This is a genomic window from Pseudomonas sp. SST3, assembly GCF_003325755.1.
On sequence record NZ_QORI02000104.1, the window covers coordinates 1 to 4,600 of the forward strand.

Consider the following 4,600-nt stretch of genomic DNA (forward strand, 5'->3'; position numbering starts at 1 on the left):
TTCGCCAACGTCGCCACCTTGCGCGCGTCTTTCGCTCATGGTGCCAAGGCGGTTGTCGCCAAAAGCGCTTCGGCCAGGGAGTTGCCCCTGGCCATAAAGGCGGTGTGCGCCGGGCAGACCTTTGCCAGCGAATGCCTGCGAGTGCAACTGGTTGAGGCGGGAACGGGCGATCAATCCCAAGAGCCGCAGTTGTCGGGCAAGGAACGCGAGGTGGTGCGGATGCTGGCCAGCGGCATGACCGTCAGCCAGATCGCAGCACAGGTCAATCGCAGTATTTCAACTATCAGCAAGCAGAAAAGCACCGCCATGCAACGGTTGAGTATTTCTACCGACGTTGACTTGTTTGCTTACGCCCGAGATGCGGGAATGGTGCCTTAGAAAGTTACAGTTTTATGACGAGGCTGAAACTAACCGGTGTTTTTTTCAATTCGTATTAGTTGTATGGGGTTTGAAAGAGGCGGTCTTTAAAGTAGCCACGGTGCCTTTGCAATATGTGCGATGGCCGTCCCCAAATCCCTAGTCTATTAGATGAGTCGAACATGCAGGTTGATGGCGCACGTGCAGGTGCCTTTTGTCCTGTGTAGTTGAACGACCGCAAGTGAGCGCTTATATGCATCCCTCTCGTGTACTTATTACCGCCGCGTTTGTGCTGGCCGGTGTTTCCAATGCAATGGCCGCCTCCAGTGTGGACCTCAGTGTCGTCGGTGTGATCACGCCCTCCGCCTTTACACCCACATTGTCCGGTGATGGGGTAGTGGACCATGGCAAAATCTCGATTCAGGACTTCCCGGAGTTTGGCTATAAAGTACTTCCAAAGGCCACGCTGCAGCTCGAGGTGGCCTGTGATGCGCCGGTGCTGATGGCCGTCAAGAGCACGGATAATCGCCCGGGCACTGCAATTCCCACGTATCCAACTCAGCCGCAAGACCTTTCACGTTTTGGTCTGGGCCTGACCAGCGCCGGGAAGAAAATCGGTTGGTACGAACTGTCAACGTCTAACGCTACCGCCGACGATAACCCTGTTGGTTTAATCGAGTCCCCGACTGGTAATACCTGGGTGAATGCACCCGACCGTTCGACGTGGCAGCCAGGCTGGATGCGTACCGCCCACGACAGCAGTAGTGCGCCTTTTCCAATGACCAGATTCAGTGCGCAAGTGGGCGTTGCCACGACCCTGACGGGCAAGAGGGATTTGCCGATTGCCGAGGAAGTTTACATAGACGGTAGCGCTACGCTCGACGTCGTCTACCTTTAACGCTGTGGGGCATCACGCATTCCTTACGGGTAAAGCCATAGCTTTATGCTGCAACGCGGACTATTGTTCAGCCCCCTGTTCATTGTGCGGAAACCTGCCCATGAGTGATGCCCACAACGCCCTGATCACCCAGTTCTATAGCGCTTTCCAGCGGCTGGATGCCGAAGCCATGGCGGCCTGCTACACCGACGATGTGCTGTTCAGCGACCCGGCATTTGGCGAATTGCGCGGTCGGGATGCCGGCGACATGTGGCGCATGCTCACCACGCGAGCCAAGGACTTTTCCCTGGTATTCGATCAAGTGCGCAGCGATGACACGGGTGGCAGTGCCCACTGGGTGGCGACGTATCTGTTCAGTGCGACGGGCAATACGGTGGTCAACGATATCCAGGCGCGGTTCGTGTTTCGCGACGGCAAGATCTGCGAGCATCACGACCATTTTGACCTGTGGCGTTGGGCGCGCCAGGCCTTGGGTGCCAAGGGCCTGTTGCTGGGGTGGACGCCGCTGGTGAAAAACGCCGTGCGCGCGCAGGCCAAATAAAAGGCCTGAAAGGTATTTCAGAGCGGGCGTTGATAGACTGGGCGCTCCCTTGCGTTAACCGAATCAACTTGTGAATACTCCTGAACCAAAACCCTGGTTTGTCTATCTGGTGCGCGCCTCCAATGGTTCGTTGTATTGCGGCATCAGCAACGATCCTTTGCGCCGGTTTGCCAAGCACCAGAGCGGTAAGGGGGCGCGTTTTTTCCTCTCCAGCCCTGCGGTGGCGCTGGTGTACACCGAGCAATGCGCGAGCAAAGGCGAAGCGTTGCGTCAGGAACGCTTGATCAAGAAGTTGAAAAAGAGCGCCAAGGAGTGCCTGGCGGCAAGTGGCTCCCCCACCAACGCCTCCTGAGTACGCGAGGGCGGCTAAAAAAGTTATTTGCATAAAAAGGTGAGGTAAACACTCGGCCCATCCGTGTAATGCTTTGAAACTGCGATCAATTCGCATTTAACAGCGTTTTTTACACGGATTCTCACAGCATGAAGTCGACGGCGGGCGGTTGGATCAAACAGTGGCTGGGAGCCTCGGCATTAGCGGTATCGGGGCTGGCGTTGTTGCCGCTTTGGCATTTGCCCAGGCGCAGGAGCAGCAAAGCACTCAATTCAAGTTTGCCCTGGCGGCCAAGCCATTGCCTCAGGCGCTGAGCGAGTTCAGCCGGATCACCGGTATCAGCGTGATCTACACCGATGAAGCGCCCTACGGCCTCAATGCCCCGGCGGTCAGCGGGCCGATGACTGCAAGCCAGGCGCTGCAACGTCTGTTGAGCCAGTCCGGCTTCACCTTCCGCCAGATCGACGCCCGAACCCTGGCGCTGGAGCCGGTGCCTACCGATGGCGCGGTCAACCTCGGCGCTACTACCATCAGCGGCACCAACCTCGCTCAGGACAGCACCAGCTACCAACCGCCGCCGACCAGTTCGGTGATGCGCTCCCATGGGTTGCTGCTGGAAGCCCCGCAGACCGTCAACGTAGTCCCGGCTCAAGTGCTGCGCGACCAACAACCGCGCAACCTGGATGATGCGCTGGGCAATATCAGTGGCATCACTCAGTCCAATACCCTGGGCAGCACCCAGGATGCGGTGATGTTGCGCGGCTTCGGCGACAACCGTAATGGCTCGATCATGAAGGACGGTATGCCAGTGGTGCAGGGCCGGGCGTTGAACGCTACCGCCGAGCGTGTCGAAGTGCTCAAGGGCCCGTCATCGCTGTTGTATGGCATCCAGGACCCGGGCGGTGTGGTCAATATCGTCAGCAAAAAGCCTGAACGGGTGCAGTCCACCTCCCTGACAGCGCGCGGCTCTACCTTCGGCAGCGGCAAGAATGGCAGCGGCGGCAACCTCGATACCACCGGCCCCCTCGGTGACAGTGGCTTGGCCTATCGCCTGATCGTCGACCATGAAGACGAAGACTACTGGCGCAACTACGGCACCCACCGCGAGACCCTGGTGGCGCCGTCCCTGGCCTGGTACGGCGACACCACCCAAGTGGTGCTAGCCTATGAACATCGCGAATTTCTCGCGCCGTTCGACCGGGGCACCGCCATCGATCCCAAGACCAACCATCCGTTGAACATCCCCGCCACCCGCCGTCTGGATGAGCCTTTCAATAACATGGAAGGCCGCTCCGATCTGTACCGCTTGACTGTCGATCATGATCTCAACGACGACTGGAAAGCCCACTTCGGCTACAGCTGGAACCGCGAAACCTACGACGCCAGCCAGGTGCGCGTGGTCAAGGTCAACCCCAACGGCACCCTGACCCGCAGCATGGACGGCACTCAGGGCGCACTGACCACCGACCGCTTCGCCACCGCCAGCCTCGAAGGCAAGGTCGATGTTGCGGGTATGCAGCACGATCTGGTATTTGGCCTGGACGATGAATACCGCAAGATCTACCGCGCCGACCTGATCCGCCAGGCACCGCGAGGCAGCTTCGATTACAACAACCCGGTGTACGGCAACGAAGTCGCCGGTTCCAAAGTCAGCGCGCCGGACAGCAACCAGACCGATCTGCTGCGCAGCGATTCGTTGTTCTTCCAGGATGCCATCCACCTCAACGAGCAATGGATTCTGGTCGGCGGTGCGCGTTACCAGATGTACGACCAATACGCCGGCAAAGGCGTGCCGTTCACCGCCAACACCGACGGCAATGGCCAGAAGTGGGTGCCGCGGGCTGGGCTGGTGTATACGCTATAGCGATGAACTGTCGTTTTATGGCAGCTATACCGAGTCGTTCAAGCCCAACTCCACCATCGCGCCACTGGCCAATAAAACCGTGTTGAACGGCAGTTTGCAGCCGGAAGAATCCAAGGCCTGGGAATTGGGTACCAAGTTCGACCTGCCGGGGCGCATCACTGCCAGTGCGGCGCTGTTCACCATCGATAAACGCAACGTGTTGGTGCAGGTAGGCGAGGGCCTGACCTCGGAGTACAGCGTGGCCGGCAAAGTGCGCTCTCGCGGCCTGGAGTTGGATGCCAGCGGCCAGCTGACGGATAAGTGGAGCCTGATCGGCAGCTATGCCTACACCGATGCCGAGGTCACCGAAGACCCTAAGCTCAAAGGCAATCGCCTGCAGAATGTGGCAAAAAGCACCGGCTCGTTGTCGGCGGTGTATGACTTCGGCAGCATCCTGGGCGGTGATCAACTGCGCGTCGGCGCCGGGGCGCGTTATGTCGGCGAGCGGGCAGGGGACGCGGCCAACAGTTTCGAGCTGCCCAGCTACACCGTGGCTGATGTGTTCGCCAGCTACGACACCAAGCTTGAGGGGCAGAAGGTCAAGTTCCAGCTCAACGTGAAAAACCTGTT

At 58.9% G+C, this 4,600-nt stretch carries 4 protein-coding genes and 1 pseudogene; all 5 read left to right on the plus strand.

Annotated features, from left to right (window positions below):
• Positions 1-378 (plus strand): response regulator transcription factor (locus DQ405_RS24375; protein WP_168426360.1); only part of this gene is annotated, 378 nt, incomplete at its 5' end.
• A 220-nt stretch (positions 379-598) separates the two neighbouring features.
• Entirely contained in the window at positions 599-1,255 is a 657-nt protein-coding gene (locus tag DQ405_RS24380; RefSeq protein WP_342030456.1) for a DUF1120 domain-containing protein, read from the plus strand.
• Between the two features lie 100 nt (positions 1,256-1,355).
• Positions 1,356-1,796 (plus strand): nuclear transport factor 2 family protein, encoded by a 441-nt coding sequence (locus DQ405_RS24385; protein ID WP_168426361.1) that lies wholly within the window; start codon positions 1,356-1,358, stop codon positions 1,794-1,796.
• A 70-nt stretch (positions 1,797-1,866) separates the two neighbouring features.
• Positions 1,867-2,148: a GIY-YIG nuclease family protein gene (locus DQ405_RS24390; RefSeq protein ID WP_168426362.1), complete on the plus strand. Its 282-nt coding sequence runs from the start codon at positions 1,867-1,869 to the stop codon at positions 2,146-2,148.
• 128 nt (positions 2,149-2,276) lie between these two features.
• Positions 2,277-4,600: pseudogene (locus tag DQ405_RS24395) on the plus strand (TonB-dependent siderophore receptor); the annotation flags it as partial.